This window comes from Pedobacter chitinilyticus (assembly GCF_003313385.1).
Lineage (GTDB): Bacteria > Bacteroidota > Bacteroidia > Sphingobacteriales > Sphingobacteriaceae > Pedobacter > Pedobacter chitinilyticus.
This window is the reverse complement of record NZ_QMHN01000006.1, coordinates 111,158-136,141: the sequence shown is the minus strand read 5'-3', so window position 1 is coordinate 136,141 and position 24,984 is coordinate 111,158. Positions and strand designations below refer to the sequence as shown.

Below are 24,984 nucleotides of genomic sequence, written 5' to 3'. Positions count from 1 at the left end.
CATTTTAGAGCATCTAAGAAATCTAAGAAATCTAAGATGGACTAAGGTGTCTTAGGTGGTTAAAAAAATACGCACTAATAAAACCACCTTAGACATTTTAGAATATTTAAGAAGACTAAGATTAATATAGGAGTGCTAGAAGAAGATTTTAATAATATCATTTAGATGTTTTATCTAAGATGAACTAAGGTGTCTTAGATGGTTAAAAATTCAAAAATAAAAACCACCCAACACATCTAAAATGAACTCAGATGTCTTAGGTGGTTTAAAATATTGATTCTTCGCTACGCTCTGAATGAAACGTATTAGTCTACACCGCCTTTACGGATTGCTTTTTTCTGCTCTGGCCAAACAGGTTTTTTACCCGTGCGTTCATTTACAGGTAGATCTGCTCTCTCAGTGGTTAATCTTTCAGGATCTTCACAAGCCATGTAAACCATAATTGCCGCTAAAATAGCATTGCTTTTAATCTCGTCGAATACCATTTTATCATAGCTGTCGCGGTTGGTATGCCATGTATAGGTGCCATAATCCCAGCTGGTTGAGCTTAAAGAAAAGCCTGGTGCACCAACAGCTACAAAAGAAGCAAAGTCGGAACCACCAGCTCCTGGAATGCCAGGGAATGAAGTTTTGATTTGATTTTTAATGGTGTCTGGAACTTTTGCCAACCAACGGGTTAAAAATTTCTCGGCATTAGCAAAACCCTGTCCTGCTAAATTTACTACTCTACCTGTTCCATTATCTTGGTTAAATAAGGCTTGTAGGTTTTTTACGATTTCAGGATGGTCTTCCACAAATGCCCTCGAACCATTTAAGCCTTGCTCTTCGCTGCCCCAATGTCCTACTAAAATGGTACGTTTAGGGTTTGGATAGAACTTTTTCAAGATACGCATGGTTTCCATCATCAAAATTGTACCAGAGCCATTATCTGTCGCACCGCTAGCAGCATCCCAAGAATCTAGGTGTGCAGAAAGCATTACATATTCGTTAGGTTTTTCCTTGCTCTTGATTTCGGCTACTGTATTAAAAGTCGGTACTAATCCAAGTTCTTTAGATTCAGAAACGATGTTAAGTACAGGTTTTGAACCGAATTTCACTAAACGAAAAACCAATCCATAATCCTCTACAGAAAGGTTAATGGTAGGGATTTTCTTGGTGTTGGCACCAAAAACCTTATCTACTCCAAAGCCTTGCGACCAGTTGTTGATGGCTAATGCCGCTGCTCCAGCATTTTCTAAGGCCAAGGCTAAGTCTTTCGCTTTTAAACCAGTTTTAGCTAGGTTGTCGTTAAATTTCTTTAATGCGGCAGCTTTTTCCTTCTTGTATTTTTCAAAAAGGTCTTTAGTGGCAAACTCTTCCCAGTTTTTATCGGGACGGCCAGAAATTTGGTTGTGTGAAATTAATACTACTTTACCTTTTACGGTAGGTAACCATTTTTGAAAAGCAATAGAATCGGTGATGTTTTCGGGTAAAATAATGGCTTCTGCTTTAACTGGCTTTCCATTGGTTGATGGGCTCCACGCCAGTTGTGTAGACTCCAAAGTTCTTAGACGAGGACTCACTAAATCTACATGGGTCACGCCGCGCTCCCAACCACGCCATTCGCCCCATTTTTCATTTTTAGCACTAATACCCCAATCGGCGTATTTTTTTACTACCCAGTCATTAGCTTGTTTCATTTGCGGCGTACCCACCAAACGAGGTCCAACTACATCTAGTAGCTCATGTGCTAATTTTTCTAATTGTGAGTTTTCGTTGGCTTCTTTAACAATATTGTTTATCACTTTATCTTGCGCAAAAACGAAGGAAGAAGTGAATAGCAATAAACTTGGTAAAAGTAGTTTTCTATTCATCTGTATATATTTATTTTTTAGTTGTCAGATGGAGCTTACCATGATTTCGTAAATCATGGACGGTTCATTTTAGGTTTATTTTCTTTATTAGTGACTTCAAAAGTAGCCAATAAGTCCGTTTTAAACCCTCATTAATAGAAATGTTGCAAAGGCTACAAGCCTTTTTCCTTTAGCCAAATTAACAAGGCTTCTTTTACAGCTTCACCCATTTTTACCAAGTTGTCTTTATTGAGTAGAAAGTCTCGACTTTGCCCCATGTCGCCTACTTCTAGCAACACACGGTATTTAGCTTTGTTTACATTTTCATCTAGGCTGTAAAACGCTCTTTTACCTGTTTCTTTACACCTATAATCATTTCGGTTAGGCCAACTGTCACCAAAAACACCTTTGTTGGTTAAATCGGTTACCGAAGCTATGGCTGCCGTTAAGCGGGCAGCTAGTTCCCGATTATCTTTCTCATATGCATCACCTTCGTGTATAAAGCCCCAAATGGCATGTTGTTTGGTGCCGCCATTGTTATGGAAAGAAATGAAAACATCGGGTTTTAGTTCGTTGGATTTATTGAGCTCGAAAGCATAGCCCGATATTTTACCATCAATTACATCAGCAGTATGGGCAAGTAAGGTGTTGCTCCCTTGATTGGCGTGGTGCAGGTTCGGCTCATTTAAGCTCCACACTTTGTATTCCTTTTTTATCGGCGATTTCTTCATGGCGGCCTCTACCATGGTATTGCAGGTTTGGGCTTCATTGAAATCTACGCCAGTATCGGTTTGATGAGAAGGTTGCCACACGACTACCGTTGATTTCTTTTGAGCATGAGTTACTTGAGGAAGCAGGGCAATGGCTAGGTAAAGTACTGTTTTTAAAGTTCTACGCATGTTTTACTGATAATGAGATGATGTGATCAATGGCTAATATGATGATAGACTAATGTGATGATGAACCTATCAATGGCAAATGTTTTATTGCTAGAAACTGCTTTTCTGTACTTTGTCGTGATAAGGCAGATATTCTGCAAGTGCTGCAGAGCCATACCAATTATATAACTCAGCATCCAGCAGTTTGGCATTTACTGCTGGGTCGGTAGCTAGCCATGTTTTTGCTTCGTCAATGGATTTTGTATTTAAAATAAAAATACCTCGATATTGCTTGTCGTTTTTACCCATAGGACCAGCAACGATTAATCTGTTGGCTTTGGAAAGTACTTCCATATTACTCATATGCCCTTTAAATAAACTATCGGTTTGCGCTTTGGTGGTTGTGGTGTTACTTCCCGTTTTAAGGATCACCAATACATACATTTTCATGCCGTAATTGTCGGCACCCAGTTTTTTGGCGAGGGCTTCGTCGTATTTTGCTTTTTCTTGCGCTTGGCTGTAAAATGCGGAAGCAATTAATAACAAGGAAAATAGAATTTTTTTCATGATTAGTGTTGTTTAATGTCGTTGTATTGCCAAAGAACATTGATGATTTTCCAAGCACCATTTAGTTTAACGAGGTGCATGTAGTCAATCCATTCGTCGGCGATGAGTTTAAGGGATGCTGTTTTTTCAGAAATGTCCAGAAATTTCACTTCTTTTTTTGGTACAGCGGGGAATTTATCTCCCTTTTTGTTATAGCTTTCGGCAAGTAAAACCATTGATTCTGTGGAGGTTTCTCTCACGTAGTCTTTGCCAGTGGCTTTGTCGTTCCAAAAAGTTCTTTTTACCATTCGGGGATGTAAGGCACGTTCCATTTGCACTGGATTAGGCTGGTGTTGCGATTCGATATAGTCTAATGCAGCTTGTTTAATGGCAAGGGAATCTTGTTTGGTTTGCGCCGAAACACTTTGGTATGCAGAGAAGAAAATTAAATAGAGGATGATGTGTTTCATACCTTGTGAACCGTTGTTTTATTTGATGTTAAGTTAAGAAATGTTTTGGATGTACTCCACATAACTAGCCAAAAAATAGGAGGCCAAATAATGGTAAGTAACGTAGATTTTTTGCAAGGGGCAAAAGTAGATAGGTTAGTGGCATAGGTTAATGTGTGATAAACCTGATTGACGGCGGTAGCTTGCGGAGCGTAGCGAGCAACTAAAGCCAAAAAGCAGGGCTGACATTGTTACATGTCCGAACCCTGCTTTTCTAATATGATTAGCTCATTGGTTTCATTTGTTCATTGGTTTTGTATATTATCCAAATGAACTATTGAGCTAATGAACTACTGAACAGTTTATTTCTTCATCATTTTCAAGAATGTAGCCAATTTAGCTTTCATTTCTCTACGGTCAACAATGAAATCGAGGAAACCATGCTCCAATACAAATTCTGACGTTTGGAAGCCTTTTGGCAAATCTTTTTTAATGGTTTCTTTAATTACACGAGGTCCGGCAAAACCGATTAAGGCACCTGGTTCGGCAATATTAATGTCGCCCAACATGGCGTAAGAAGCCGTTACACCGCCTGTGGTCGGATCGGTTAATAGCGAAATGTAAGGGATTTTAGCTTGGCTTAATAGGGCTAACTTGGCTGAAGTTTTGGCCATCTGCATTAATGAAAACGCAGCTTCCATCATTCTTGCACCTCCTGATTTGGAAATCATCAGGAAAGGAACTTTCTTTTTAAGACTGTAATCGATAGATCTGGCAATTTTTTCACCTACTACTGAACCCATTGAACCACCAATAAAATTGAAATCCATACAGGCAATCATAATTTCCTCGCCTTCAATTTTACCATGGGCAGCACGAATAGCATCCTTAAGCCCTGTTTTTTTGGTGGTTTCTAAAAGTCTATCGGTATATGGTTTGCTGTCTACAAAGTGCAACGGGTCTCCCGAAGTCAGATCGGCAAATAGTTCGGTATATTCGTTATTGTCGAAAAGTACGTGAAAATATTCTTTAGAACCTACCCTGAGGTGATAGCTACAGTATTGACAAACCCACTTGTTTTCCTGAAGGTCGGCACTGTGAAGCGCCTTTTTACAGTTTGGACATTTGTTCCACAAACCATCAGGAGCTTCTTTTTTTTCTTCAGTGCTGGTACTGATCCCTTTTTTCTCTCTTCTAAACCAAGACATGTTACTTTTTAAAAATGCGACTACAAAGAAACGAAAAAAAAAATTAACGCAAACTTAAAAGTGAAGTGGAGGAGTTAGGGGGCTAGGAACTAGTGGTTAGTAGTTAGGTACTAGTGGTTAGTGGTTAGTTTGGAAGCCAACAAGCAGATTTCAATATGCAATGACCAATAATCAATTAAACAGTTAAACAAATAACCAATTAAACAAATCCTAATGAACCAATGAACCAATGAACCAATGAACTAATAATCAAATCCCAATGAATTACTAATCCCTAGCTCCTAGCTCCTAACCACTGATTAAAAGCAAACTTAGTGTATAATTGACAATAAGTAATTTTTGATTACATTTGCCAAATAACATCTATAGTTAGATTAAAATTCCTAACTTCGAAACAATTTAAAACTAAATATAAAATGAGTTTAAAAGGCTACAAAGGCGTAATTCATGGAGCTGCTGTACAGGAACTGTTTGAGCAGGCCAAAAAACATCAATTTGCACTTCCAGCAGTAAACGTAACAGGAACCAATACGATTAATGCGGTAATGGAAACTGCTAAGGCGGTAAATTCGCCAGTAATTATCCAATTGTCTAACGGTGGTGCACAATTTTATGCAGGTAAAACCTTAAACAATGATAACCTACAAGCATGTGTTTTAGGCGCTGTTTCTGCTGCTAAGCACGTACATTTATTGGCTGAGCATTATGGTATTGCAGTGATTTTACACACTGACCATGCTGCTAAGAAATTGTTGCCTTGGATTGATGGATTGTTAGATCACGGTGAGAAATTCTTCGCTGAAACTGGCAAACCTTTGTTTTCTTCGCACATGTTGGATCTTTCTGAAGAGCCGATTGAGGAAAACCTTGAAATTTCTGCAAAATACCTAGAGCGTATGAAGAAATTGGGAATGACGATCGAAATTGAGTTAGGTGTTACTGGCGGTGAAGAAGATGGCGTTGACAATAGCGATGTAGATAGCTCTAAATTATACACGCAACCTAGTGAAGTAGCTTATGCTTACGAAGAACTAAGCAAAGTTAGCGATCAGTTTACGGTTGCTGCTGCTTTTGGTAACGTACATGGTGTTTATAAACCTGGTAACGTAAAATTACAACCAATCATCTTGAAAAATTCACAGGATTTCATCAAGGAAAAATACGGTTTAACGGCTGAAAAACCAATCAATTTTGTATTCCACGGTGGTTCTGGTTCTTCACAAGAAGAAATTAGAGAAGCTATTTCATATGGTGCAATTAAAATGAACATCGATACCGATTTGCAATGGGCATTTTGGGATGGTATTTTAGGTTTCTACAAAAATAATGAGGCTTATTTGCAAGGCCAAATTGGTAACCCTGATGGTGAAGATAAGCCTAACAAAAAGTTCTACGATCCACGTGTATGGTTGCGCAAAGCGGAAGAAACTTTCGTAGCCCGCTTAAAAGTGGCTTTCGAAGATTTGAACTGTGTGAATGTAAACGATAAGTTATAATTCAATAAGAGATAACAAAACGCCGCACCAAAAATGCGGCGTTTTTTATTTTGAACAAGTTATGCTATACTTGTTTTTTGCTAACGGTGTACAAGGTTAATTCATTAACATGGGTTAGCGCATAAATTGAAATTGGTTGGCCTTACCTCGCTAATTTTTAAATGATTACTAATATTGATCTATGTTCATCCTATCTGCCTATCATAGGGTTTTAACTTATTGGAAGAAAATCATTTATGAATTGTTGTTCATTGAGCAATGGCAATTACGATATAAGTTTGATCAAAATACTGAAACTGGATTTGATGGTCAGTTGAATACCTATCAGCAAATTATCCCTCCCAAAGATCGGTTTTGGGCAGATCCTTTTATTGTTGAAGAAAATGGTGTGCATTATGTTTTTGTAGAAGAATTAGAATTTGAAGAGGGTAAAGGATACATTTCAGTAATTGAACTTGAAGAAGGTGTAAGTAAGCCTTTAAAAAGCCAAAAAATTTTAGAAAAGCCTTACCATTTATCTTACCCTTTTATTTTTAAACTACAGGATACCTATTACATGATTCCTGAAAGTACAGCGAATAAAACAATCGACCTTTATCAATGCGAAGATTTCCCCTTAAAGTGGCGTTATTGCAATGCTTTAATGGAAAATGTAATTGCAGCCGATACCACTATTAAATTTCATGATGGTAAATACTGGCTGTTTACCTTGATAGAACCTGAACAGGGGATTACCACTAATAAAGACCTGCATATTTTTTATAGTGACGATTTGCTATCCAACAATTGGGTTGCTCACCCTGCTAATCCTGTGGTGAGCGATGTAAGTAGTGCTAGACCAGCAGGTAACATTTTTGAGGATGAAGGTGTTTTATACAGACCATCACAAGATTGTTCTAAAAGGTATGGTTGGGCAATGTCTGTAAATAAGATCATTACCTTAAACGAAAAAGAATATTTAGAAGAAAAGGTAACGCACATTATGCCTAATTGGGAAAGAAATTTGCTGGCGACCCATACTTTTAATAAGGTGGGCAAACTTTCTATGGTAGACGTACTGGTCAAAAGACACCGTTTTTTATCCCTTTTCTGAATCTCCTTAGGCGTTATTTGCTTATGTTGAATGAATTTGATGTTTTTTTCAGGGTATCCCGCATCTCTTCAAAAGGCAGCGTATAAATTGCGATCAACGCAATGATGTGGTTTTGATTATAAAATGCTAAATTGAAGCTCACAAGAGGATATATTTATATGAGCAACAATAAAATCGGATTGTTTGAACGTTTCTCAAACGTCGCCACCAAATTCACAGGAAGTTCGCCCGCATTTATTTCGGCAGTAGTTATTGTTTTAGCTTGGGGCTTATCGGGGCCTATTTTCGACTATTCGGAAACTTGGCAACTGGTGATCAATACGGGCACGACAATTATCACCTTTTTAATGGTTTTTTTGATCCAAAAAGCACAGAATAAAGATAGCAAAGCCATACAGCTTAAACTGAACGAGTTGATTGCTGCACATGAGAAAGCTAGCAATAGAATGGTAGATATTGAAGATTTAACGGAAGAGGAGCTAGATCAATTCCATAAGTTTTATGTGACTTTGGCTAAGTTGGCCAAAAATGAAAGTAACATCCATCAATCGCATTCTATTGACGTAGCGCAGAAATTGCACTATAGAAAAGCGATTAAATTGGCGCAAACATTGTCTGATGAAACACAGCCTTCAAAAGATTGCTAGTAATATGTTTTGAAAGATCATCCCAATAATGATGAAGTGACTATTGGGATGATCGAATGACGAGTTTGAGGCTAAATTAGCTGTTAAATTCGTCGGCAATTAATTCTTTACTGGCCACAACTCCTGCCATGTTTCCACTATAAACGGCATTGGCTACAGAGCGCATCATACTGGTATTATCGCCACAAGCAAATACACCATCAACAGTAGTTTTTTGCATCGTGTCTACGTTAATATAACCACTTTCAGATAGTTCGCAACCTAAGTGAACTGGAAGGTCGGTATTTTGTTTAAAACCTAATTTAGCGTATAAGGCATCCAAAGGTTGCTTAGTGCCGTCGGTAAATACTAAATGTTCGAGTTTTCCATTTTGATGCGAAACCTTAACAATTTCTTTTTCGATGATGTTAATTTGCTTTGATCGAAGATTTTTAGTTTGCTCTGGGCTTAGGGTAGATTTTCCATTCGTAAACAGGGTTAAATCTTTGGCCCAGTTCCAAATCAATTTGGTAAACTCGTAGGCAATATCGCCGTTGGCGAAAATTCCAGTCGTTTGGTTACGCACTTCGTAGCCATGGCAGTAAGGGCAGTGGATGACCGAAATGCCCCAACATTCAGCAAAACCTTCAATGTTTGGAAGTTCGTCTTTAACGCCACTGGCGAAGATGATTTTTTTGGTCTCAAAAACATCGCCCCTGGCAGTGCTGATTTGAAAGCCTTTGCTTGTTTGGGTAGCTGCTACAGCAGTATCGTCAACAAAGCTGATGGTTTCGTAATTTGAAACCTGTTGTTTCGCTACGCTTGCAATTTCTTTTGGTGTTTTTCCGTCCTGAGTAAGGAAGTTATGAGAGTGGGGCGTTTGCGCATTGCAGGGCTTACCATTGTCCAGCACCAATAAGGTTCGGACGGCTCGGCCCAAAGCCATTGCAGCTGATAGACCTGCATAGCTGCCTCCAATAATGATGACATCGTATGTTTTTGAAATTTCCATGTTCGTTTAATTGTATAAACGAAAATACGCATTAAATTAATAACGCAATGTTGTTGCATTTAATATTTCAAAACAATGACAAGAATTAAGCTTCGTTCATTAAAGCTTGGAATTTCTCTACAAAAAGCCCCACGTGGTAGCCATCGGCCAAACCATGATGGATGTGAATAGACACGGGCATTGTTTTGCTTCCGTTTTGTTCGGTAACTTTTCCAAAGGAAATTTTGGGTGCACTATCTGGAAAGCTGAAACTGCGGGCGTGCGATAAGGAGGTGAAATCTATCCACGGAATGGCCGAAAAATGTATTTCACTTGCGCCTGCTTTTGAAGGGATCAATCCTTCGGTGTTTTGTACTTCTTCTACGGCTTTTTGAGCATCTGCGATGAAGATGTTTTCATCGATATTATAATCGAAGTAACCAAAACCAAAAGTGCCATTTGGCCTGTTGATCGTAGTGGAAACACTAATTTGGTCATGGAGAATAACGTCGTTGTTTAAAATGCGGTAACGAAATTCTTCAATGGAATTCGCTGCTTTTAGTGCTCTGTACAAGTAGTGTAGGAAAAACGATTTCTTTGCTGCTTTAGCCTGCGCATAGGCTTTAGTGCAGTCGATATTAACCACCACGCCGAAGAATGGTTCTTCAAACTGACTGAAGAGTTTAAAATGGTCTCTTCTTTTCCATGTTTCTATGTTGATTGTTTTCATATCTTTTTTTAATTTTTTAGCCACAGATGCACAGATGAATATTGACTACCTCAGCCTTTAGGCACTCTTTTAGTGAAGGGTAATTTAATTCGCCCATTCTCTATGAAGGCTGAGATGGTGGATCGAAAACTAGCGTGTTTAAATCGCTTATCGTGTTTTTTATCTGTGCATCTGTGGCAAATTATTACAGCAACGGAATCACTTGATCAATACTCTCCACACTAATGAAATTTGGATGTACAATTTCCTCTTCATGCATTTCATGTATCCAGGTGGTATGATAAGGCACCTCCACCGCGAAGGCATTGATGGCCAAAACAGGCAAAATATCCGATTTCCGAGAGTTGCCCACCATCAAAAAGTTTTCAGGCTTGCAGTCCAAATGCTGAATAAGTTTACGATAATTGGCGGGCTGTTTGTCGCTCATAATTTCAATATGGTGAAAGTATTTTGCCAAACCAGATTTTTCCAATTTTCTTTCTTGGTCCAGTAAATCACCTTTGGTTGCCATTACCAATCTGTATTTTCCGTATAGGTGCTGCAGGGTTTTTTCGATACCGTCTAACAGGATGATCGGTTTGTTCAAAAGTTCGTGCCCAATTTCGAATATTTTTGAGATCAGTGCGGTATCGACTTTGTCGCCGCTAAGTTTCGCCAGTGTTTCTATCATGCCCAGCATAAAGCCTTTAATACCATAACCGTACATTTTGAGGTTTTTCATCTCAATATCGAACAGTTGTTTAGTGACATCTTCAGCAATCAGGTGTTCAAACAATTTGGAAAATTTATCTTCTGCCTGTCTAAAATATTGTTCGTTTTCCCAAAGGGTGTCATCGGCATCAAACGCAATGGTGGTAATTTGATTCTTCATTTGGCTTAATTATTTTATTTGCGATACTTTGCCATCGCATTATCTTTGTAAGTGTTGCAAAGGTGAAGGAAATACCTGAAGCAAAAAAGGACAAATGTCCCAACCTTGATATGCTGAGAACAAACACCGAATTTTTATCTTACGTGGATGCGCTTTACCAAAGCAAACGTTATCCATCCATTACTTTACAGCGTTTTAGAAGAGAGGATTTATTGCTTACACAGGGTGAGACTTGCCTTAAAGTGTTTGTGGTAAAAGAGGGGATTGCAAAGTGTTACTTTTTAGAGGAGAACGGGAAAGACTATATCCTGGAGTTTATGGGGGATGGGGAAATTTTGGGAGAGATAGAAACATTGAGGAATAACAATTGCCTTTGTAATGTTTCGGCACTCACTTCTTTGGAAGCTTATGCCATTCCTGTGGCTGTTTTTAAGGAGTTGTTGGCCAAAGATCTTACACTAAACAAGCTACTACTACACGAATTGGCCGAGCGTATCGTGAATACAAGTAGTAGGGCATCTTTTCAGCAGTTGTATACGGTTGACCACGGATTGGGTAAACTTTTGGATTTGCAGCAGAAACTAGGCATACAGATCAGTAAGGATGATATGGCCGCTTATTTAGGGATTACCTTGCGCAGTTTGAACAGGGCCTTGAAGGTTGTTGGCACTAAGTAAGGTTCTTTTTTTTCGCCATTCCCAAGGTGGTACTGGGTTTGGTAACTGCCATAAACCTTTTTGTTGTTTTCTGGCCTGTGCTTCTAATTGAGCATACAGTTTATCTTTAGAATATTTCTTGAAATGCCAGGCCATTCCCAATTTGATCATCTCTTGGTTAACAATTTGTTTTTTGTTGTTGACCACTACGGCAATTAACCGTCCATAGCGATCTAATTTCTCACTATGAACGGTAACTGTTTGTCCAAAACACAAATTGGATAATGCCTTTTTCGCCTGTACGCCAAAAGCTTGTTTTTTCTTGTGTTCTGGAGCGTCTATATGCGACAATCTAATTCTAACAGGCTTGTTTTGGTAAAGTGCTTCCATGGTATCACCGTCTAAAATGCGGATGATTTTTGCCGTAAAGCTGGTTTTACTAAGCGCCTTTTGCCAAGCGGGAACGGGTTTGAACTGACTGAAAGCAAAATTGCAGTGCAATAGTAACACCAATGTGGTTAATACTCGTAGCCACATAGGCCATAACCCTGTTTCTTGGCTTTTTCCAAACTGATTTCGACAATTTTGTAATTGCACTTGCGTATTCCTCGGCATTGTTTAGATAGATGATATTTATTGGTTTTTCCGTTGTCGCAAAGATAAACAGTTGGCTTGGTTTGAAACTTATTGAAGGCGATTATTAATGTGGCTATAAAAAGGAATGATTTCATAAATTTTACTGGTTATCCTGAGATGATTTTAAGGATGACTGGTTCGAGATTAGTAGCTAAGTCCGTGTTTTTTAGATAGAATTTTCTCACGCTCATTGTCTTAAACCAATCAGACCAGTATTGGTTAATCACATCATTTTCATAAGGATTCTTCTTCGAGGGATTGATACCGAGTACGATAATCTCTAAATCCTGTAAATTATCCGTTGCAGGAATGAAACCTAATCTATTTTTTTCGATAAGATCCTTGTAATTTGAATTGGTTAATTTTTTTGCCTGGATAAATGACGGAGTAATGTACGAGCTTTTATTTTTTTCAGTGAATTTACTGTTTTGGTGATACATATAGCCATCGGTAATGATTACCAGAATATTACGATGATTATCCTTGACACAGTAATCTTTCACGTTGTTCTTGAAAAATCTCCAAATGTCTGAACCGATAAATGTTTTATCCTTAATTGCCGACTGATATATTTTAGCTGGAATTTCAGAGAACGTTTTTTCTACGTTATTGATCTCGTTCTTGCTCGATTGCTTGTTGAAATTCACTTTCAATTGTTGGCTAAGCGCATTGATGGTTGGGTTTTGTGGTGCTGGATCAAAGAAAACCTGCATCTGATCGTTTAACTGGATGATTTTTTTACCCTTGATATGATTGGTAAATGCTTTTTGCACAAACTTAATGTATTGCAAGTCCCTCTGGTAAAGGTCAGGATATTTGTTTGGGTCTATGCGGTCAGATAAATCCAGCAGTAAGCTGATGTTAAGATTGTTAGATGTTTTCTGTGGCACTGGTTCTTTGGCAGCTTTGAAACTCGTTACTAAAAGTGCCAATAAAGGGAGTATGAGTAATTTTGCTTTCATGTTCGTAAATTTAAACTACTGATAAGTAAACTGAATTTTGAGAATCGGCGGTCGCACCAACGCTCTCGCAATGCCCGTTGTAAACCTCCATACATTCTTTCACTAAATTTTGGTTTTCAGTTCGTGAAACAAATAGTTTTTCGGTAATAAAGGTTACCCAGCCTTGCACATATTCTGAGGCATATAGAGCGTATTCCTTGGTTGGGATAATTACAGCATCAATAATTCTTTGTAATTCGGCAATTCTTCCATGAGCTTTCGCAATCAATTCTTTGATGCTGTCTAATTCTTTAATCAGCGTGTCTTTTTCTTTGTTGAAATCATTGATTTTTTCTTGATGAATAAGAATATCTTGCTGGCGTTTATGTTGTTGGTGCTTAATTCTATCTTTTTCTTTATGCTCTTTCATAATGAAATCGAATACAAGACCCCAGATTACATACACGACGAAACCTGCGAAGATGATGCCCCAGAACTGGATTTTAGTAAACGCAATAGCTAAATCAAAAGGAGCAGATTCAAATGTTTTGTTCAGCTCATAGATTTTCTCTTCTATCTGGTAAGCCAAAATAGCATCGAATACAAAAGTGGTAAGGAATAGGATACCAATTTTAAAGTAGTTGGCAACACTTTTATTTTCACTATACATGTGAATAAGATATCCTAAGCCCAGAAACACAAAGGGAATTAGCATTACAAAGGCCCCTTCTAGTGGTCCGTCTGCCCATGCTTTTTCAAAAGCTTTTGGATCCAGTACATTGGCCATTAAATTGCTTTCAGGATCAAAGGTCTTAAAGAAAGCAGAGTATGAGGTAGACACATAAAAAGTAAACAAATAGAGTGTTATTGGAATAAGAATAATCAGTCCCACCCAAAACTTGGTGGTAGCACCTTTTTCGGCTTTTACATGATACGCTTCTGGATTCCGTGGTAAATCATTAATCTCAAATTTTAACGACTCTATGTTTTCTTTAACCGTTTTAATATTGTCGTTCAGTCTGGTGATCTGTTCTTCCTTATTTTCTTTACTCACGGTAAGTGCCTTAATTTCCGTTTCCTTATTTTTCTGTTCATTGATATAAGGCTCTTTGGCTTGTCTTTGCTTATCTACCAACAATTTCTCTTCATTCTGAAATTTAGCATAAATGGCATCCAAACAAATAGAAAGTACTTGTGACGTTCCCATATTTCTAGAACTGTCTCTAAAACCTGTTTCATGATAGGTTCTTCGTCTTGCTTCTTCTACTTCTTCGGTATTGATTTCTGGCTTTTCATTGGAAGTTGTGGTCGGTAAGATTGATTTTAACCGAAAGATGTTTTTGATCTGTGTAGTCATCACATTTTAGTTTTGGAGTTCATTAATAATTTCGTGTTTGGATTTTCCATTCTGTATGGCTTCCAGAAAGTAGTCAGCTATTGCTGTGGCGTTTTCTTCCACAAAGCCGAAAAGTTTAATGTATTTTTCCAAGGCAGATCTTTCGTTGTCATCTATTTGCTGGTCGGCCCATATCATTACGGTGAGATCATATAAATAGTCAATTTTTTCTTCCAATGCTTGTGGAATGATGTTTTTTGAATCGATTGGTTTGAGCAAAATCTCGTCTAGATTCTTGGCCGTAACTCCTCTTTCTTCTGCGAATTTGTAGAGCATTTTGAGCTCTAGCGAACTGAAATTGTCGTCGCAGATAGCCAATTGATAAAGGCGTAGAAAATGGGCTTTTAAATTTTCTGATATTTGTATGGTTTCCATGTTAAGGATTTGATTTTTTAGGTGAAATAATTCGATCTCTGGTATGAATTTTCGCAGGAGTTGCTTTAGCTGGGCTTTTAGTGATGTTTATTTCTTTCTTTTTTAGAAAAGCCAATGCGTAAAACAATAAACCAACAATAATGTCCAGTGGCATCCAAAGGCTTTTTCTGTATAAATAGATGGGTAGGATAGGGTTAAAAAGGAATAAGATAATCCCGAAAATGATTGCCCACCAATGGTCTTTCTGAATAAGGAAGCGGTAGATGGCGGCGATGGCACCTAACGAAACCACTATTCTTAAAAAAGTATAGTATTCTATTGGCCATTTGGCCAAAGCCATGAAGCAGCAGATGCCACAGAAAACAAACAGCGCTTTCATTATTGATAGTTTTGAATGGTGAGATGGAGTTCGTCCCTGTGTTGATAAATCTCATCAAGATTAGCCAATTGCCTTTTCTCGCCAGCATCTTTCCCGTTGTGAAATAGCTCAATGTATTTATTGGCGCTATTAAAATGTAGCCTGCACAAAGGTTTACGGTTGTTATCGTCTAGCAATACACCGAAGTAAGATTGAGTGTCCCTGGCCGCAATTCGTTCGGCAGAAATCTTTTCTCTTAAAATTGCTTTGACGATATGGAAAGCCTCCACTTCTTCATCCGTAGTGATCACTTTAGGCTGATCGTTGTTTTCGTCTACAGGTTCTACTCTTTGTTCTTTTGGTACTTCAATTTTCTCGTTAATGTTCAGCGCAGATTTTAAACGATAGCTGATCGAGTCGTTGATAGAAGTTGCCAAAGCCTTTTTGGTATATTCTTTAAAGGCAACCATGCGACTGGCGGTCAGTGGCTTTTCGAAAAAACGGCTCACCAATAGTTTTACCATTTCGTCAGATGGGGTTTCTATTTCCTTTTCAAATTCTTTTCGAATGGCTTTGATGTATTTTAAGGCTTCTGCAGAGTCGAGGATGGTTTCTAAATGGTAGTCTTTTTTGGTGAAGCTTTCCAATACTTTAATGGGGTTATCCTTTAAATCTTCAATATTGATGGTTAGAAAAGGCTTCTCGTCCATGATGTTTGGCTTCTCCAGATCGGTATAAAAGTTATAGGTTAAGCCATTGGTGAGTACGCCAAATCGCGCTTTAGAAACATGAAAATAGCGATGTAGTTGAGAGTTGTGAGCGTCTGCACTTTCTTTCCAGTGCTTACATTCGATGATGAGGATAGGTTCGTCGTCTTTTTTGATGATATAATCTACTTTTTCGCCTTTTTTGGTGCCAATGTCGCAGATATGTTCTGGTACCACTTCTGTAGGGTTAAAAATATCGTAGCCCAAAATTTGAATGAAAGGCATCACGAAAGCATTTTTGGTCGCTTCTTCGGTGTTGATCTGATCTTTTAGGTGGATCACACGCTGATGAAGCTGTTCTAGTTTTAGTTTAAGGTCCATTGGATTTTATTTTAGCCTCGGTGTATAATTGCATCATTCAATGCGTCAACAATTTTTTGTATGTAGATTTTATCTCTAGAAACTATGCTGTTTGCTTCACCGGAATTGGTACTTATTCTAACTGCGTATTGATTCTTGTTGAAGATGATCACTAAAAAACCAATTAGTGCTATTATTCCTCCTATTACTTTGCCCCCATCTGTGATTAGCATTATAGCACCAACAATTATTAACACAACTGGTAGGGTATGATTCTTTACTATCTCAAAAACATGAACAGAGGATATGTTTCTCATTGCATATGTTTTGGAATTAGTGACATATCTTGATTGTGTCACTGTAACATTGTGATCTTTATAGAATAATGTTTCTTCTTGTGTTTGCATAATATTTAATGTTTTGATAATGGAAAAATTATAGGCTGGAGAAACCCAGCCTATAGAGTGTGATAGTTTAGGCGTAGCTGATTAATTCCCATGTAACAGCTTTTCCATCATATGGAGGCATTCTATTACCTTTAGCAATAGGAGCTGTTGTAGAGGGAACCCCAACTACTTTCCATACACCTGATTCTGGACAGTTCTCTCCAGTTCTCGCTTTTGTACCGATTGGTTGTTTCATAATTAAAAATTAAATTGTTTAACTATCCAAATGTAGCTAGGCTTAGAAACAGATATTTACGGGAAACCGTAAATGGAGAAATGATTTTGAAATCTTTGAGAACTGAGAAAATCAATGGGCTATAAACAAAAAATCCAACTATCGTATAGCTGGATTTTGTCTAATGCATTTAATCCTTGCGAGAGAGATGAGGTGAAGAAAATTATTCTAGTAAATCAGATAATATTATAGTCTTTACAATAAGCAATGAGCTGTTGATTATTATTGAAATTTAAATCATCCTTAATGGCTTTTAATCTTTTTTCAATACTGCTTAATCCTGATGGAGTGATATTATTTTTTTCTAAATACTCAGCGATTTCTTTTTGAGTGGCACCTGCTAAGATTTGTGTGATAATAGCAATATCTCTAGTAGTGAAATCATAAACTATATCATCGCTCGGTACTTTCTTCAAATTACCCGAAAGATGTTTTTTATTCTCGTATATAGTTTCTATGGCAAGCTGTAGGTCACGAGCATCACTACGTCCTTTGGGCACGTAACCGTCCAACCTCAACTCATTAAAAAGTTTTTGGGCAACGGCAAATCTGTTTTCTATTGAAAATACCAAAACCTTTAAATCTGGTTGTAAGGCTTTTACTGCTTTGATTAGCGTTGCACCATCCTTAATTTCTTGCGGTGTAGCATCATCATCAAAAGATAGATCGGTAATTAGTAGCTCGTAAGGTTCATTTTCGTTCAATGCTTTTTGGATACGTGCGAGCGCATGATCGCAGTAATATACATGGTTTTTGATGTTATGTGCAATGCCTAATTCTTCTAAGGTTCGCTGAACAGAATAATTAACACTAGGAAAGTCTTCGGCGATCAATACTTTTTGAAACATAATACTTTTAATTATTGAATAGGAAATGAAATTGAAATCTCTAATCCTTCATTTTGGATTGTTTCAAAAGTAATAGTGCCAGAAATATTATTCATACGGATTTCCGTATTTTTTAACCCACTACCCTTTTTAGCATTTTCTTGGATGCCAATGCCATTATCGATATAGGTAATTTGAATATGTTGAGCAGATTGTTGAAATTGAATAGTAACCTCCGTAGCCTGACTATGTTTTTTCATATTAGTCATGAGCTCTCGTAAAATGTTGAAGACTTCATCTTTCACTTCTTCGGAGATATTGGACCATAACTCATCATGGTTACCGATAATGTTGATTTCTCTATCTTCGGAACGATAGGAAATTAGCAATTCCAAAAGTTGACGATTAAAAGCTTTGTCTTCTTCTAAGTCAGTTGTTTCGTGTGAAATGTCTCTTGAAATATTATAAAGTACATCAAGTTTTTGCAAGATACTTTCTTTATTGATCGCTGGACTGTATTCTACTTCTGTCATTACATGATAAACTTTATTGGCTACACGATCATGCACTTTTTTAGAAAAAGTAAGGGCAGTATTTTTAACCTCTATTTCTTTTTCTTGTTGAAGTATTTTTTTACGTCTTCTGTACCAGAAATAGCCAAAGCCAATTAATAGGAGTAGTATAACTAGTGCCAAATATTGTAGCACTATTTTATTTTGCTTCTTAGTATTCTCCGCTTCCGCTTTTAGAAAATCGTTTTTGTGCTTTTCTGCTTCATAGCGTATTACTGCAAATTGATTTTTAGCGGCATTACGTGCAGCTAAAATGCTATCATTAAGTTCTTGGTATCGCTCGAAATAAATTTTACTGTTGACAGTTGGTGCTAATCTGATCAATTTCTCTAACCCTTCTAATTTGTCATCTGGGTTATTGATTAGCTGTGCCATTTGGTATCTTTTATTCGCATATAAAAGTGCAGAGTCGGGTTTGTATTTGGAATAATAATCTGCTAAATGTTTATAACTTGAATTCAATCCCCAGTTATCCTTAATTCGTTTACGAATAAGCATTGCTTTTAATAGTTCATTAGAAGCTTTATACGATGGATTTTGATACCATTTGGTAATTTCCATGTTGGTTAGAGCTCTTGCGTAATCTTCTTCGCTTTTAGGCTTTTCATTTAGAATTCTACTATATATAGCCAACGATTTTTTATAGTCTTTGAGTTCACTGTAAGCATTCCCTATATTATTTTCTATGGTAGAATAATAAGAGGATCCTTTTGCATAATTCAAAGAAATGGTATAGAAATTTATCGCTTTAGCATAATCGTTGAGTTTTGTATAGGCTACACCGAGTGTGTTAAAGCATGATTGTAGATAAGGAAAATTTTCTTTTTTATTTTTATCTAAATATTTAAGAGCATCTAATGCAATTTCTTGAGCTCCAAAATGATCTCCCTGATCGGTGGATATTATTGCCATATACAACAAGCTTACACCAATATTTAGACTATCGTTTTCTTGAATTAATTCTCCTTTGGCTTTATTGAAATAAAAAAAAGCACTGTCAACTTTTTTTTCATCATAATATTGAAAAGCTTTACTAAGTGAAGGATTGTCCTCCTTTTGGATTTTCTCAATCTTATTTTTTGAACAAGAAAATAGAAATAGTAATGAACAATATAGAAATATAAGTGGTTTCAAGAGTGCTATTTTTAATTATCTAAATTATAAAAAAAAATGCTACATGCTGTTTTTTGAATACTCTTGAAAAAAAATAAGGCGGTTGCCCCGCCTTATTTCTAGATTATGGTTTTGGTCTTGGTGGAGGAACATGCCCTGTGTCGCCACCAGTACCGCCCCCAACTCCTGTGGAAGTCGTGTCTGTGTCAAACGTCGAATATCTAGGTGGTTCGTTGGTATTTACATAAACACAGCCTCTTTTGTTGGTAGATGTATTGTTGCTTGGTGCCATAAAACCTAAAAGAATGGCAATAAAAATTGGTAAGTACATGAGATTTCCCTCGATTTAAAAAGTTTTAGAATAATTGCAGTTCCTAGCGCACCATGCGCTAGGTTTACTGCGGGTTATTCAGAAGGCCTTCTGAAATTTTTGGGAAGTGGTGAGGTTCAATCGCGGGAGCTTATAACTGCTTCCCAAATCGGTTTTTCACTACCGCGATATCCGCTCGTTTTTTGAAACTAGTTTTGTACATTTACTCGATAGCTAATCGATGTACGACTTGTTTCTGAAGCAAAGATGTGGCTGTTAAAGCGCTTTTAAAGAAGGAATTCCGCTCGTTCTGATTGTTCCTTGCGGAATTCTGGAAAACCGTAAAAATTCCAGAAATTCTGGTTTATTTTTGACTGAAAATTCTGTTAAAATGTATGAAAAGTATCAGGCAGAAGTTTATGCCGAATATTTAAAATCGAAAGGAACTAGCATTGTTTTGGCTAATCCAACGCCGTCTAGCTTGAGAGATGAAGCTGCAGCATTTGACAAAAATGGTAGGGAGGGAGCTGATATTCTCCGTTTTTTCACTAAAAATGGAGAACAAAATGGAAAATTAGATATAGACAAGTTCAAACCTGTACAAAATTTCCTAATTGGGAAAACAAATGAACCAACCATAAGAGTGGTTGAATTTGTTGCTTGGTTTATAGATTTTCAGCCGAGACCGTTTGAAACGTGGCGAAATAGTGAGCTAGAGAGATTGAATGGAGAAACAAGTAAAGAAAATAATGATGTTGAAGCGAGAGAGGAAATAGGAGCTTCTTCTTCTGCAAAGAATTTAGTGGATGTTCCCGTTGTTCAAGAAAATACACCTATAGGGTTATTGGATAAGCCACAAAAAAGCATAAAAAAACTAAACTTCATTCAACGCACAGGTATTGTTGCCACGCTAGGGCTTATCATGGGCGTTGCTTATTGGAAAGGAGTGCCTCCAGATGGATGCATGTATTGGACTGGCACCGAATATAAGGCCGTAGATTGTGATGTTCAAATTAAAGACGCACAAGTCATAGCATTGAATCAGCAAAAACTAGATCATTTTAAGAAAATTACCTTGCCAGATACCATGACGTTTAACTCTTTGAAGAGGGTTTGGTATTCGAAAATTAACAATGAAGTTGAGTTTTTTACTTCAAAAGGTAAACATCCAGTAAATGGGGACAAAATTTTAAAACCAGTAACCATTTATATCTTAGAAAAATATGGTAATAAAATGCTGTCGTTAACTCGCACTAACCAAGCAGATACCACAGAAAATGACTAATGGAAAATACCGCACCTAAAAATAATGTGTTTACGTATTCCATAGGTTTCCAATAGCAATGCTAAAAACACCTGCTGTTTCGCCTAAAAAAGCTAGATAAGGCTTGGAGACGAACTGGATGCAGCATGGAAGTCAGCTGGATGCAGCATGGAGACGAACTGGATGCTGCATGGAGGCGAACTGGATGCAGCATGGAGATGAGCTGGATGCTGCATCGAAGCGATCTGGATGCAGCATGGAAGTCAATTGGATGCAGCATCGAAGCGATCTGGATGCAGCATATAATGATTGATAGCCATTAGGTCCCGAAAAACTAATGAAAAATACGGCTAGAAAACAACATTGCTTCCTGCCATTTCTCTAGATCTAAACCTAATTTGGTGCCTTGTCCGTTCAAATAATAGATTACGTCTTCCGTAGCAATATTGCCAGTCAAATCATCAGCAGCCATAGGGCAGCCACCAAAACCTTTTAAAGCACTATCCATACGGGTACAGCCAGCACTAAAAGCAGCTTCAATTTTTTCTAAACGCTGCTGTGGGGTACTGTGTAAGTGCAAACCAAACTCAATAGCTGGAAATTGCTGTACCAAAGGAGGGAGGATGGTTGTTATTTTTTCAGGGGTTGAAACACCAACCGTATCGGCTACTGAAATAATTTTCACGCCTTTTTCTACCAGTTGGTGAGCCCAATGCGTCACAATATCAGTGCTCCATTCATCGCCATAAGGATTGCCAAACCCCATAGAAAGATACACCACGGCTTCTTTGTTGTGCTTTTGGCAAAGTTCAAGCATTTCTTCGACGGTATTTAAGGATTGCGCAATGCTCGAATTGGTATTACGTTGTTGGAAAGTTTCGGAGATAGAAAAAGGAAAGCCCAAATAGCTAATTTCTGCATGTTTAACCGCATTTTCTACCCCTTTTAAGTTGGCCACAATGGCCAGTAGTTTCGTTTTACTAGGTAAATCTAATTGGGCCAGCACGGCTTCCGTATCCCGCATTTGCGGAATAGCCTTTGGCGAAACAAAACTGCCAAAGTCGAGAGTGTCGAAACCCACTTTAAGCAGCAAGTTTAAGTATTGTACTTTAATTTCGGTAGGTACAAAATCATGCAAGCCTTGCATGGCGTCGCGAGGACATTCTACCAGTTTAATGGCTTTTTCAGAGTTTTCGGTTTTTATATTCATCATAGTCGGTAAGTGCAGCGGTATAAGTGCCGTTCATGTACGGCGAAGAGATGAGAAAGTCGGCCGTAGCCACATCGCAGGCCATTGGAATGTTCCAAACAATGCCTACACGCAATAAAGCTTTCACATCAGGATCATGAGGTTGCGCCTCCATGGGATCCCAAAAAAAGATCAGAACGTCAATTTCACCTTGCGCAATCAATGCCCCAATTTGTTGGTCGCCACCCAGCGGACCGCTCAATAACTTCCTTACAGGCAAGTTCAGGTGTTCCTCTATCAACCTACCAGTGGTTCCTGTAGCCATTAAATTGTGCTGGGCAAGTGCCTCTTTGTTGGTGGCAGCCCATTTAATCAAATCATCTTTACGGTGGTCGTGTGCTACAAGGGCAATGGTTTTATTGGCTTCAAGTTTTTTCTGGGTCATGCGCTTTTTTGTACTCTTTATAAGGTTTAAACGGTCTAATGATCAATCGGGTACCTCTATCGTAGCTAAAGTAACTCCATACCCAATTCACAAATACCACCAGTTTGTTCCTAAAGCCCACTAAGGTCATTAAATGTACGAACATCCAAGTAAACCACGCAAATATTCCTTGAAATCTTATTTTATTGATATCAACTACCGCTCTGTTCCTGCCCACGGTGGCCATGGCGCCCTTATCAAAGTATTTAAAAGGCGTAGTCGGTTTGTTTTCGATAATGTTCACCAAGTTTTTGGCCAATTGCTTGCCCTGCTGTATAGCTGCGGGAGCTACTCCAGGATGCCCGTTAGGCGTTTCATCGGTAATCATGGCCGCTACATCGCCAATGGCAAAAATATTTTGATAGCCCTCTACCAAGTTAATATCATTGACCTTTAAACGATTTCCTCGCACGATAATTTCGGTATTTAAACCCTCTAAAACCACCCCCTTAACCCCAGCGCTCCAAATTACCGTGGCCGAGCCGATGTTTCTGCCATCCACCAAGGAGAGTGTTTTGCCATCGTAGCCCTGCACACGTGCCTCAGTGTACACGGTTACGCCAAGTTCTTCTAAAAAGGCTTTCGATTTTTGTTGGGCTTGTACCGACATGGCACCCAGCAGTTCTGGAGAACCTTCTATCAAATAGATATTTACCTTATTCAGGTCAAGCTCAGGATAGTCGTTTTTAAGTACATGCTTTTTAAGTTCGGCAATGGCCCCAGCAGTTTCTACACCCGTTGGACCACCACCAACCACCACAAAATTAAGTAGCTCGTGTTCTGTTTCAGGATCCTTCGCAATAATGGCTGCTTCAAGATTTTGTAAAATCAAACTGCGCAGGTTAAGTGCTTCGGGAATAGATTTCATGGGCATGGCGTTCTGAGAAATCTCAGTTTGCCCAAAAAAATTACTGGTAGAACCCGTCGCAATTACCAAGTAATCGTATTCAATGTCGCCAATGGTGGTTGTTAGTTTGTTTTCTTCAGGAACCACCGTTTTTACCTCTGTCACACGGAATTTGAGGTTTTTTTGCCCCTTAAAAATCTTTCGGATAGGAAAAGCAATCGAATCAGCTTCCAGTCCGCCAGTAGCCACCTGATAGAGTAGGGGCTGAAAAGTATGGTAATTATGTTTATCTAAAATGACAATGTCAACGTTTTCACTTTTCAGTTTTTTAGCCAACTCGATCCCGCCAAAACCACCGCCAATAATTACGATTTTCTTTTTGTGTTCCATATCAAACTAAGTTGAAAGTCAAAAGTGTAAAGTTAAAAAGTATATCACTTCACTTAAATAGCAACATGTAAAATGCCATTTGGTTTGCGGTAAATATAGGAATTAATTGGTTGGTTGGTGGTTTGCTAGGTCGCTTGTTCGCATTGTTGAATTGCGCTGACAAAAGGCGGTTTGGAAAAGGTTATTTGGTGTTTCGTAGGCTGCGGTAGCCCCGCTTTCGCTGCAATCTTTTTGTTTGATTTTTGTGCTGTCATTCCGAGGAACGAGGAATCTACTGCTGGAGCATGTTAACTTAGAGATCCTTCTCCCGAACCTTCGGGATCAGGATGACAGGTAAAACAAAAAGTATTTCCGCATCAATCGGGTTTATTTAATTAAAACCTGTGCACGGCACTTGCCTTCTAAACCCGACATGAGCGGATACCAGCCTTGTGGTTAAGGCCTGTGCAGTATGAGCGCTTGGCGGGGCTGTGCGTTTGTTTATTGCAGGAATTTGCTTTTCAATAAATAGCTTGGCTTTATTTAAACATTAAGGAATTATATAGTTGATTAGTTGTTTGGCTAACTGGTTATTTGGGAATTGCTTTGCGTTCTTCGCGTAGCTCTTCTTTTTCTTTGCGGTTAGAATCTTTTCATAGCACTTAAATTTACCGCAAAGGTTGATGAAGTTTTCGCAAAGATCGCAAAGAAAAGTTCTTAATAATTTTTGATGTTTGAATAGCGCTTTATTAACGTGTTTTTGAAGTGTAACTACCTTTGCGTTCTTCGCGTAACTCTTCTTTTTCTTTGCGGTATATATTTTTTGTGTCTAAGTTTTACCGCAAAGGTGTAATAAGTTTCCGCAAAGATCGCAAAGAAGGGTTTTTCGATAATCTCTTAATTTTCTTTGCGGTTAGAATCTTTTCATAGCACTTAAATTTACCGCAAAGGTTGATGAAGTTTTCGCAAAGATCGCAAAGAAAAGTTCTTAATAATTTTTGATGTTTGAATAGCGCTTTATTAACGTGTTTTTGAAGTGTAACTACCTTTGCGTTCTTCGCGTAACTCTTCTTTTTCTTTGCGGTATATATTTTTTGTGTCTAAGTTTTACCGCAAAGGTGTAATAAGTTTCCGCAAAGATCGCAAAGAAGGGTTTTTCGATAATCTCTTAATTTTCTT

General features: G+C 38.0%; 27 protein-coding genes. 5 read left to right on the top strand and 22 right to left on the bottom strand.

The window, feature by feature from the left end:
• Positions 1-305 precede the first annotated feature (305 nt).
• The 5 genes from DUT70_RS17425 to accD form a co-directional block, all read right to left on the bottom strand.
• Positions 306-1,853, bottom strand: coding sequence for a M20/M25/M40 family metallo-hydrolase (locus DUT70_RS17425; protein ID WP_113648645.1), 1,548 nt, complete (start codon positions 1,851-1,853; stop codon positions 306-308).
• A 152-nt stretch (positions 1,854-2,005) separates the two neighbouring features.
• On the bottom strand, positions 2,006-2,731 hold the full coding sequence (locus tag DUT70_RS17420; RefSeq protein WP_113648644.1) for an N-acetylmuramoyl-L-alanine amidase: 726 nt from the start codon (positions 2,729-2,731) through the stop codon (positions 2,006-2,008).
• Positions 2,732-2,821: 90 nt separating this feature from the next.
• Positions 2,822-3,277, bottom strand: coding sequence for a YciI family protein (locus DUT70_RS17415; RefSeq protein ID WP_113648643.1), 456 nt, complete (start codon positions 3,275-3,277; stop codon positions 2,822-2,824).
• 2 nt (positions 3,278-3,279) lie between these two features.
• Positions 3,280-3,726, bottom strand: a complete 447-nt coding sequence (locus DUT70_RS17410) for a nuclear transport factor 2 family protein (RefSeq protein ID WP_113648642.1) — start codon at positions 3,724-3,726, stop codon at positions 3,280-3,282.
• 341 nt (positions 3,727-4,067) lie between these two features.
• Entirely contained in the window at positions 4,068-4,913 is an 846-nt protein-coding gene (gene accD, locus DUT70_RS17405) for an acetyl-CoA carboxylase, carboxyltransferase subunit beta (protein WP_113648641.1), read from the bottom strand.
• 416 nt (positions 4,914-5,329) lie between these two features.
• Here accD and fbaA point away from each other — a divergent pair, with 416 nt between their 5' ends.
• From fbaA to DUT70_RS17390, 3 genes are all read left to right on the top strand, one after another.
• Positions 5,330-6,409: a class II fructose-bisphosphate aldolase gene (gene fbaA / locus DUT70_RS17400; RefSeq protein WP_113648640.1), complete on the top strand. Its 1,080-nt coding sequence runs from the start codon at positions 5,330-5,332 to the stop codon at positions 6,407-6,409.
• A 181-nt stretch (positions 6,410-6,590) separates the two neighbouring features.
• Complete coding sequence (locus tag DUT70_RS17395; protein ID WP_113648639.1) at positions 6,591-7,502, top strand: glucosamine inositolphosphorylceramide transferase family protein; 912 nt, start codon at positions 6,591-6,593, stop codon at positions 7,500-7,502.
• A 158-nt stretch (positions 7,503-7,660) separates the two neighbouring features.
• Positions 7,661-8,149: a low affinity iron permease family protein gene (locus DUT70_RS17390; RefSeq protein WP_113648638.1), complete on the top strand. Its 489-nt coding sequence runs from the start codon at positions 7,661-7,663 to the stop codon at positions 8,147-8,149.
• Between the two features lie 76 nt (positions 8,150-8,225).
• Here the strand turns inward: DUT70_RS17390 and DUT70_RS17385 are convergent, their stop codons facing one another.
• From DUT70_RS17385 to DUT70_RS17375, 3 genes are all read right to left on the bottom strand, one after another.
• Positions 8,226-9,140: an NAD(P)/FAD-dependent oxidoreductase gene (locus DUT70_RS17385; RefSeq protein WP_113648637.1), complete on the bottom strand. Its 915-nt coding sequence runs from the start codon at positions 9,138-9,140 to the stop codon at positions 8,226-8,228.
• A gap of 85 nt (positions 9,141-9,225) precedes the next feature.
• Positions 9,226-9,849 (bottom strand): chloramphenicol acetyltransferase, encoded by a 624-nt coding sequence (locus DUT70_RS17380; RefSeq protein ID WP_113648836.1) that lies wholly within the window; start codon positions 9,847-9,849, stop codon positions 9,226-9,228.
• Between the two features lie 184 nt (positions 9,850-10,033).
• Complete coding sequence (locus tag DUT70_RS17375) at positions 10,034-10,720, bottom strand: HAD family hydrolase (protein WP_113648636.1); 687 nt, start codon at positions 10,718-10,720, stop codon at positions 10,034-10,036.
• 110 nt (positions 10,721-10,830) lie between these two features.
• Between DUT70_RS17375 and DUT70_RS17370 the strand changes: the two genes are divergently transcribed.
• Positions 10,831-11,397, top strand: a complete 567-nt coding sequence (locus DUT70_RS17370) for a Crp/Fnr family transcriptional regulator (protein ID WP_113648835.1) — start codon at positions 10,831-10,833, stop codon at positions 11,395-11,397.
• Here the strand turns inward: DUT70_RS17370 and DUT70_RS17365 are convergent.
• The 11 genes from DUT70_RS17365 to DUT70_RS17320 all read right to left on the bottom strand — a co-directional run bounded on the left by DUT70_RS17365 (position 11,341) and on the right by DUT70_RS17320 (position 19,673).
• Entirely contained in the window at positions 11,341-11,913 is a 573-nt protein-coding gene (locus DUT70_RS17365) for a thermonuclease family protein (protein WP_113648635.1), read from the bottom strand. The genes DUT70_RS17370 and DUT70_RS17365 overlap by 57 nt on opposite strands.
• A gap of 206 nt (positions 11,914-12,119) precedes the next feature.
• The gene (locus tag DUT70_RS17360) at positions 12,120-12,974 is read right to left on the bottom strand and encodes a hypothetical protein (RefSeq protein WP_205529832.1); all 855 of its coding nucleotides are present in this window, start codon (positions 12,972-12,974) and stop codon (positions 12,120-12,122) included.
• Positions 12,975-12,984: 10 nt separating this feature from the next.
• A complete protein-coding gene (locus tag DUT70_RS17355; RefSeq protein WP_113648634.1) occupies positions 12,985-14,310 on the bottom strand; it encodes a coiled-coil domain-containing protein in 1,326 nt (441 codons plus the stop codon).
• A 6-nt stretch (positions 14,311-14,316) separates the two neighbouring features.
• Entirely contained in the window at positions 14,317-14,724 is a 408-nt protein-coding gene (locus DUT70_RS17350) for a hypothetical protein (RefSeq protein ID WP_113648633.1), read from the bottom strand.
• 1 nt (position 14,725) lies between these two features.
• Positions 14,726-15,103 (bottom strand): DUF6804 family protein, encoded by a 378-nt coding sequence (locus DUT70_RS17345; RefSeq protein ID WP_128353384.1) that lies wholly within the window; start codon positions 15,101-15,103, stop codon positions 14,726-14,728.
• Positions 15,103-16,170 (bottom strand): type I restriction endonuclease, encoded by a 1,068-nt coding sequence (locus tag DUT70_RS17340; protein WP_113648631.1) that lies wholly within the window; start codon positions 16,168-16,170, stop codon positions 15,103-15,105. Before DUT70_RS17340 ends, DUT70_RS17345 begins: the two co-directional genes overlap by 1 nt.
• Before the next feature lie 11 nt (positions 16,171-16,181).
• Positions 16,182-16,556 (bottom strand): DUF6232 family protein, encoded by a 375-nt coding sequence (locus DUT70_RS17335; protein ID WP_113648630.1) that lies wholly within the window; start codon positions 16,554-16,556, stop codon positions 16,182-16,184.
• A gap of 67 nt (positions 16,557-16,623) precedes the next feature.
• Positions 16,624-16,791, bottom strand: a complete 168-nt coding sequence (locus DUT70_RS21225) for a hypothetical protein (protein ID WP_162926657.1) — start codon at positions 16,789-16,791, stop codon at positions 16,624-16,626.
• A gap of 215 nt (positions 16,792-17,006) precedes the next feature.
• Positions 17,007-17,678 carry a DNA-binding transcriptional response regulator gene (locus tag DUT70_RS17330; protein WP_113648629.1) on the bottom strand — a complete coding sequence of 224 codons (672 nt, stop codon included), beginning with the start codon at positions 17,676-17,678 and terminating at the stop codon, positions 17,007-17,009.
• 11 nt (positions 17,679-17,689) lie between these two features.
• A complete protein-coding gene (locus tag DUT70_RS17325; RefSeq protein ID WP_113648628.1) occupies positions 17,690-19,363 on the bottom strand; it encodes a tetratricopeptide repeat-containing sensor histidine kinase in 1,674 nt (557 codons plus the stop codon).
• Positions 19,364-19,466: 103 nt separating this feature from the next.
• Positions 19,467-19,673 (bottom strand): hypothetical protein, encoded by a 207-nt coding sequence (locus tag DUT70_RS17320; protein ID WP_113648627.1) that lies wholly within the window; start codon positions 19,671-19,673, stop codon positions 19,467-19,469.
• Between the two features lie 349 nt (positions 19,674-20,022).
• On the opposite strand from DUT70_RS17320, the gene DUT70_RS17315 reads away from it, so the two are divergent.
• Positions 20,023-20,937 carry a hypothetical protein gene (locus tag DUT70_RS17315; protein WP_128353383.1) on the top strand — a complete coding sequence of 305 codons (915 nt, stop codon included), beginning with the start codon at positions 20,023-20,025 and terminating at the stop codon, positions 20,935-20,937.
• 313 nt (positions 20,938-21,250) lie between these two features.
• Here the strand turns inward: DUT70_RS17315 and DUT70_RS17310 are convergent, their stop codons facing one another.
• From DUT70_RS17310 to DUT70_RS17300, 3 genes are read right to left on the bottom strand one after another with little or no spacing between them, the layout of a single operon-like run.
• Positions 21,251-22,129, bottom strand: coding sequence for a hydroxymethylglutaryl-CoA lyase (locus DUT70_RS17310; RefSeq protein WP_240432182.1), 879 nt, complete (start codon positions 22,127-22,129; stop codon positions 21,251-21,253).
• Positions 22,101-22,550: a methylglyoxal synthase gene (locus DUT70_RS17305; protein WP_113648625.1), complete on the bottom strand. Its 450-nt coding sequence runs from the start codon at positions 22,548-22,550 to the stop codon at positions 22,101-22,103. The genes DUT70_RS17310 and DUT70_RS17305 overlap by 29 nt, the downstream gene beginning before the upstream one ends.
• Entirely contained in the window at positions 22,531-23,826 is a 1,296-nt protein-coding gene (locus DUT70_RS17300) for an NAD(P)/FAD-dependent oxidoreductase (RefSeq protein ID WP_113648624.1), read from the bottom strand. Before DUT70_RS17300 ends, DUT70_RS17305 begins: the two co-directional genes overlap by 20 nt.
• Positions 23,827-24,984: the final 1,158 nt, after the last annotated feature.

Excerpts from the sequence above, each read along its gene's own strand:
- DUT70_RS17425 (WP_113648645.1), bottom strand. The coding sequence starts at position 1,853 with ATGAATAGAAAACTACTTTTACCAAGTTTATTGCTATTCACTTCTTCC.
- DUT70_RS17420 (WP_113648644.1), bottom strand. The coding sequence starts at position 2,731 with ATGCGTAGAACTTTAAAAACAGTACTTTACCTAGCCATTGCCCTGCTT.
- DUT70_RS17415 (WP_113648643.1), bottom strand. The coding sequence starts at position 3,277 with ATGAAAAAAATTCTATTTTCCTTGTTATTAATTGCTTCCGCATTTTAC.
- DUT70_RS17410 (WP_113648642.1), bottom strand. The coding sequence starts at position 3,726 with ATGAAACACATCATCCTCTATTTAATTTTCTTCTCTGCATACCAAAGT.
- accD (WP_113648641.1), bottom strand. The coding sequence starts at position 4,913 with ATGTCTTGGTTTAGAAGAGAGAAAAAAGGGATCAGTACCAGCACTGAA.
- fbaA (WP_113648640.1), top strand. The coding sequence starts at position 5,330 with ATGAGTTTAAAAGGCTACAAAGGCGTAATTCATGGAGCTGCTGTACAG.
- DUT70_RS17395 (WP_113648639.1), top strand. The coding sequence starts at position 6,591 with ATGTTCATCCTATCTGCCTATCATAGGGTTTTAACTTATTGGAAGAAA.
- DUT70_RS17390 (WP_113648638.1), top strand. The coding sequence starts at position 7,661 with ATGAGCAACAATAAAATCGGATTGTTTGAACGTTTCTCAAACGTCGCC.
- DUT70_RS17385 (WP_113648637.1), bottom strand. The coding sequence starts at position 9,140 with ATGGAAATTTCAAAAACATACGATGTCATCATTATTGGAGGCAGCTAT.
- DUT70_RS17380 (WP_113648836.1), bottom strand. The coding sequence starts at position 9,849 with ATGAAAACAATCAACATAGAAACATGGAAAAGAAGAGACCATTTTAAA.
- DUT70_RS17375 (WP_113648636.1), bottom strand. The coding sequence starts at position 10,720 with ATGAAGAATCAAATTACCACCATTGCGTTTGATGCCGATGACACCCTT.
- DUT70_RS17370 (WP_113648835.1), top strand. The coding sequence starts at position 10,831 with ATGCTGAGAACAAACACCGAATTTTTATCTTACGTGGATGCGCTTTAC.
- DUT70_RS17365 (WP_113648635.1), bottom strand. The coding sequence starts at position 11,913 with ATGTGGCTACGAGTATTAACCACATTGGTGTTACTATTGCACTGCAAT.
- DUT70_RS17360 (WP_205529832.1), bottom strand. The coding sequence starts at position 12,974 with ATGAAAGCAAAATTACTCATACTCCCTTTATTGGCACTTTTAGTAACG.
- DUT70_RS17355 (WP_113648634.1), bottom strand. The coding sequence starts at position 14,310 with ATGACTACACAGATCAAAAACATCTTTCGGTTAAAATCAATCTTACCG.
- DUT70_RS17350 (WP_113648633.1), bottom strand. The coding sequence starts at position 14,724 with ATGGAAACCATACAAATATCAGAAAATTTAAAAGCCCATTTTCTACGC.
- DUT70_RS17345 (WP_128353384.1), bottom strand. The coding sequence starts at position 15,103 with ATGAAAGCGCTGTTTGTTTTCTGTGGCATCTGCTGCTTCATGGCTTTG.
- DUT70_RS17340 (WP_113648631.1), bottom strand. The coding sequence starts at position 16,170 with ATGGACCTTAAACTAAAACTAGAACAGCTTCATCAGCGTGTGATCCAC.
- DUT70_RS17335 (WP_113648630.1), bottom strand. The coding sequence starts at position 16,556 with ATGCAAACACAAGAAGAAACATTATTCTATAAAGATCACAATGTTACA.
- DUT70_RS21225 (WP_162926657.1), bottom strand. The coding sequence starts at position 16,791 with ATGAAACAACCAATCGGTACAAAAGCGAGAACTGGAGAGAACTGTCCA.
- DUT70_RS17330 (WP_113648629.1), bottom strand. The coding sequence starts at position 17,678 with ATGTTTCAAAAAGTATTGATCGCCGAAGACTTTCCTAGTGTTAATTAT.
- DUT70_RS17320 (WP_113648627.1), bottom strand. The coding sequence starts at position 19,673 with ATGTACTTACCAATTTTTATTGCCATTCTTTTAGGTTTTATGGCACCA.
- DUT70_RS17310 (WP_240432182.1), bottom strand. The coding sequence starts at position 22,129 with ATGATGAATATAAAAACCGAAAACTCTGAAAAAGCCATTAAACTGGTA.
- DUT70_RS17305 (WP_113648625.1), bottom strand. The coding sequence starts at position 22,550 with ATGACCCAGAAAAAACTTGAAGCCAATAAAACCATTGCCCTTGTAGCA.
- DUT70_RS17300 (WP_113648624.1), bottom strand. The coding sequence starts at position 23,826 with ATGGAACACAAAAAGAAAATCGTAATTATTGGCGGTGGTTTTGGCGGG.